The sequence below is a fragment of the Hyphomonas pacifica genome, assembly GCF_000682675.1.
Classification (GTDB): domain Bacteria; phylum Pseudomonadota; class Alphaproteobacteria; order Caulobacterales; family Hyphomonadaceae; genus Hyphomonas; species Hyphomonas pacifica.
In genome coordinates, this window is record NZ_AWFA01000063.1 from 1 (window position 1) to 3,287 (window position 3,287).

Sequence of the window (3,287 nt, forward strand, 5' to 3'; positions counted from 1 at the left end):
TGAATGAGGGAGCCAAAGGGCTCAGGTCAACTTCACCTCAGGCTTTCCTGCAGAAAGACGCGCATACTTTCCGGCGCGCGCCCAAGGATCTTGCCAAGCGTCGGATCAACTGTTTCGAATTCGCCCGCGCGTGCTGCACGATAGTATCCGAGCATGACCGCTATGGAGCCTTCGGGAACGTTGCCCCTTTGGGCATTCGCTTCCATCTCCTTCTCGCTAATGAATGTTCGGGAAATTGCTTTGCCTGTGATCACACTCGCCAGGCGTGCAAGATCGGCAAGGTCCAGCGCCTCGCCGCCGGTGAGCGGCGGCGTCGGGCCGTCGATCACTTCGACCCCTGCCAGCAGGGCGGCGTCGATGGCGGCCAGATCGTCATGAGTCGTCCAGGCGACTTTGCCGTCCTGTGGCGCAGCAATTGTCCCTGCTTCCAAGCCACGGGCATGCATCATGAGGGCGCTGGCCGCGTAGAATCCGTGGCGCATCGCTGTCCAGGCGAGGCAAGATTCCGCCAACATCGCCTCCGTGGCGGCGTGGTCCCGGCCCGGCGGGAAGTGAGAATCTGCGCAACTAGATACTTGGCTGGTGTAGAGGACCCTTTTGACTCCAACTTCACGCGCTGCGGCCACTGCCGCAGCGTGCTGCCTCAGCGGATCGCCTCCCGTCGCAGCGGCGTTTGAGGAAACAAGCAGCAGGCGTTCCGCCCCCTCCCAGGCATGAACCAGGCTTTCGGGATCGTCGTAATCCCCCCTACGCACCCGGACGCCAAGCCCTGAAAGATCCGCGACTCTCGCAGGATCGCGTACGCTGACGCCAATGCGTTCGGCGGGTGTGTGAAGTAGCAGATTGTCGATGATCTTGCGGCCGAGTTGGCCGGAGGCACCTGTAACGATCAACACGAATTGGTTTCCTCAAGCTGTCTGTCGGGGCGAGCTACGCCACCTAATTGTGGGCTTGGAATCTAGACTGACTGTTCTCCTGATCTTTGATAATCCGCAAAATTTGGAATAAGCTGTTCTTCATGAAGAACAATGGTCCGCCGAATGATCTCCGGGTGTTTCTAGCGGTTCTCGACGAAGGCGGCTTCCGAGCGGCGGCCAAACGTCTGGGCGTCGCGCCTTCGAAGGTCAGCACCACAGTTTCGCGGATCGAGGCCACACTCGGTGCGCCGCTTCTCGTGCGCACAACGCGAAGCGTCCGAGCCACTGAACAGGGCCGTGCCTTGGCCGACCGCATTGCTCCACTTTTGGCGGAGGTGGACCAGGCCTGTATGGAAACGGCGAATTCCACAGGTTGGGTAAGGGGTCGATTGAAGCTGAACGTTCCCGGCGCCGTCATGCCGGATATCCTGCCGCCTCTTCTTACAAAATTTCAGCTCAAACATCCTGAGGTGGAGGTCGAGATTGTGGTCGAGAACAATCTGGTCGATATCGTCGCGTCGGGATGCGATGCAGGCATCCGATATGGCACCTCTTTGGAAAAGGACATGGTCTCCATTCCCATCGGCCCGCGCGTCCAGCAGATCGCGCTGGCGGCGGCGCCGGCCTATCTGGAGGAGCGAGGCTGCCCGCAGAGCCCTGGTGAACTGACACTTCACGACGCGATCCGTTATCGGTTTCATGGTGGACCACTCCTGCCATGGATGCTGAAAAACGGGGATGAGACGATCAGTGTGGAACCGGTCACTCGGCTTACAATCAGCGTGAACGCCATGAACACCGGGCTGAGTTATGCGCGGGCCGGGTTAGGCATTATCGGGATGTTCCGCAATTGGCTTGAAGATGACTTTTCGGCTGGAACTCTTGTTCCGGTCCTCGCAGATTGCTGGCGCGATCAAGAGGGGCCGCGCCTATACTATCCTGGCCGCCTCACACCCACCCCCTTGCGGGCCTTCATTGAGGTTTGCCGCACCACTTGAGTTCAAATCGTGTTCGATCAGAAACGAGCCTGACTCGAAGCTCTTTGAATGATTTTTACTTTTTGGGAGAGTGGCGCACCAGTGACGGTGAAGATGGGAACCAATTCTGTCTGTCGGTTCCGAGAGCTACTCCAAACTCGTATTGATTTTATCCTATGGGCGCATCAGACCGCCAATAAGCGAGTGGGAGAGAAAAATGGTGTCCAAAGTTATGGAATGGCTTCAGGACAAAGCGCCAGGGTTCAATCAGCTTTCTGATGAGGAGTTGGAAGCGGTCTCTGACTTTTCTTTCTTATGGAGTCTGTTCGAAGCACGCATTCTCGACTCTTCGGGAAGCGCTGGACGCATCCGTCGAGCGGTGCACGATTGGCACGCTTCTGGGATGCTTGAAGCAGAAGCTTTGGATGAAGAGCTAGCTTATTTCAGGCAACGCTATTTCGCCAATGGGCATTTTACTTACCACTTCGATCACTTGCATCTGAGGCGTAATGACTTTGAAGAGGTGGTACGGGCTGTAATTGATGGAACGGATAACGATCCAAGGAATCGGGTCATTGCAATTCTTATTTTAGTTTTTCGATTTCGCAATAACCTGTTCCACGGGTTAAAGTGGCAATACTATCTAGCGGACCAGAAAGACAATTTTGCGACCGCAAATTCGGTCCTTGTGAAAGTCCTTGAGAAACATGACCCCACCATTGCTGGATAGTACTCCACCTGCGGTTATCGATGTTTGGAATGTAACTACGTTTGATCAAGACCTTGTCAAAATTCTGAACTCACACGAAAATTTAGTTCGTGCATATGTCGACACTGAAAGCCAGCTATTCTTATCTCATGATCTAAATCGTGACGGGGATCGAGCAATATTGCGCCCTAGTAATCCGTATGCATCTGGATTTCATGAACTGCTTGAGGTTGTCGACCGATGTATGATGACACGCACAATTCGGGCGTTTCACTATACACGACTGACTAATCGGGAAGTCGCTCAGTTTCACACAACGGGAATTCAGGTTTCAACACCAGAAAGTTTGCGGCGCCGGTTAGATTCAATCGTTTCGGCGGGACAACTAGATAACAGTACTGCTGATCATCTTTACTCAATGAGCCCGTTTCTCAGCGATCAGCGGGAAGCGCGATCTGGCAAGTTCTGGATGACCTCGCATCCCGTGTCACCTGAAGACAGTAGTGTCGAACCTCTAATGAAGTACTGGGGCGGTGAGGTTGTATCGATGTGGATTCAAACCCCAGTTTTTTCTGAACGCCTAATGACACTGGGCGAAGCGCGGATCATCGAGATTGCAGTACCACTCCAGGCTACACGGCATATCCGTTCAGCTGTAGCGGTTCAGCGACCGTGAGACATTTT

4 protein-coding genes are annotated in these 3,287 nt (G+C 54.6%); 3 read left to right on the top strand and 1 reads right to left on the bottom strand.

The window, feature by feature from the left end; translation table 11 throughout:
• Positions 1 to 32: 32 nt before the first annotated feature.
• Entirely contained in the window at positions 33 to 896 is an 864-nt protein-coding gene (locus tag HY2_RS14585) for an NAD(P)H-binding protein (protein ID WP_034828933.1), read from the bottom strand.
• A gap of 122 nt (positions 897 to 1,018) precedes the next feature.
• Between HY2_RS14585 and HY2_RS14590 the strand changes: the two genes are divergently transcribed.
• From HY2_RS14590 to HY2_RS17515, 3 genes are all read left to right on the top strand, one after another.
• Entirely contained in the window at positions 1,019 to 1,915 is an 897-nt protein-coding gene (locus tag HY2_RS14590) for a LysR family transcriptional regulator (RefSeq protein ID WP_034828935.1), read from the top strand.
• A gap of 196 nt (positions 1,916 to 2,111) precedes the next feature.
• Positions 2,112 to 2,624, top strand: coding sequence for a hypothetical protein (locus tag HY2_RS14595; RefSeq protein ID WP_206741045.1), 513 nt, complete (start codon positions 2,112 to 2,114; stop codon positions 2,622 to 2,624).
• Positions 2,602 to 3,279 (top strand): hypothetical protein, encoded by a 678-nt coding sequence (locus HY2_RS17515; RefSeq protein ID WP_146617214.1) that lies wholly within the window; start codon positions 2,602 to 2,604, stop codon positions 3,277 to 3,279. Before HY2_RS14595 ends, HY2_RS17515 begins: the two co-directional genes overlap by 23 nt.
• The last annotated feature ends 8 nt before the right edge of the window (positions 3,280 to 3,287 follow it).

Coding starts and splice junctions, on each gene's coding strand:
- HY2_RS14590 (WP_034828935.1), top strand. CDS start 1,019: ATGAAGAACAATGGTCCGCCGAATGATCTCCGGGTGTTTCTAGCGGTT.
- HY2_RS14595 (WP_206741045.1), top strand. CDS start 2,112: ATGGTGTCCAAAGTTATGGAATGGCTTCAGGACAAAGCGCCAGGGTTC.
- HY2_RS17515 (WP_146617214.1), top strand. CDS start 2,602: ATGACCCCACCATTGCTGGATAGTACTCCACCTGCGGTTATCGATGTT.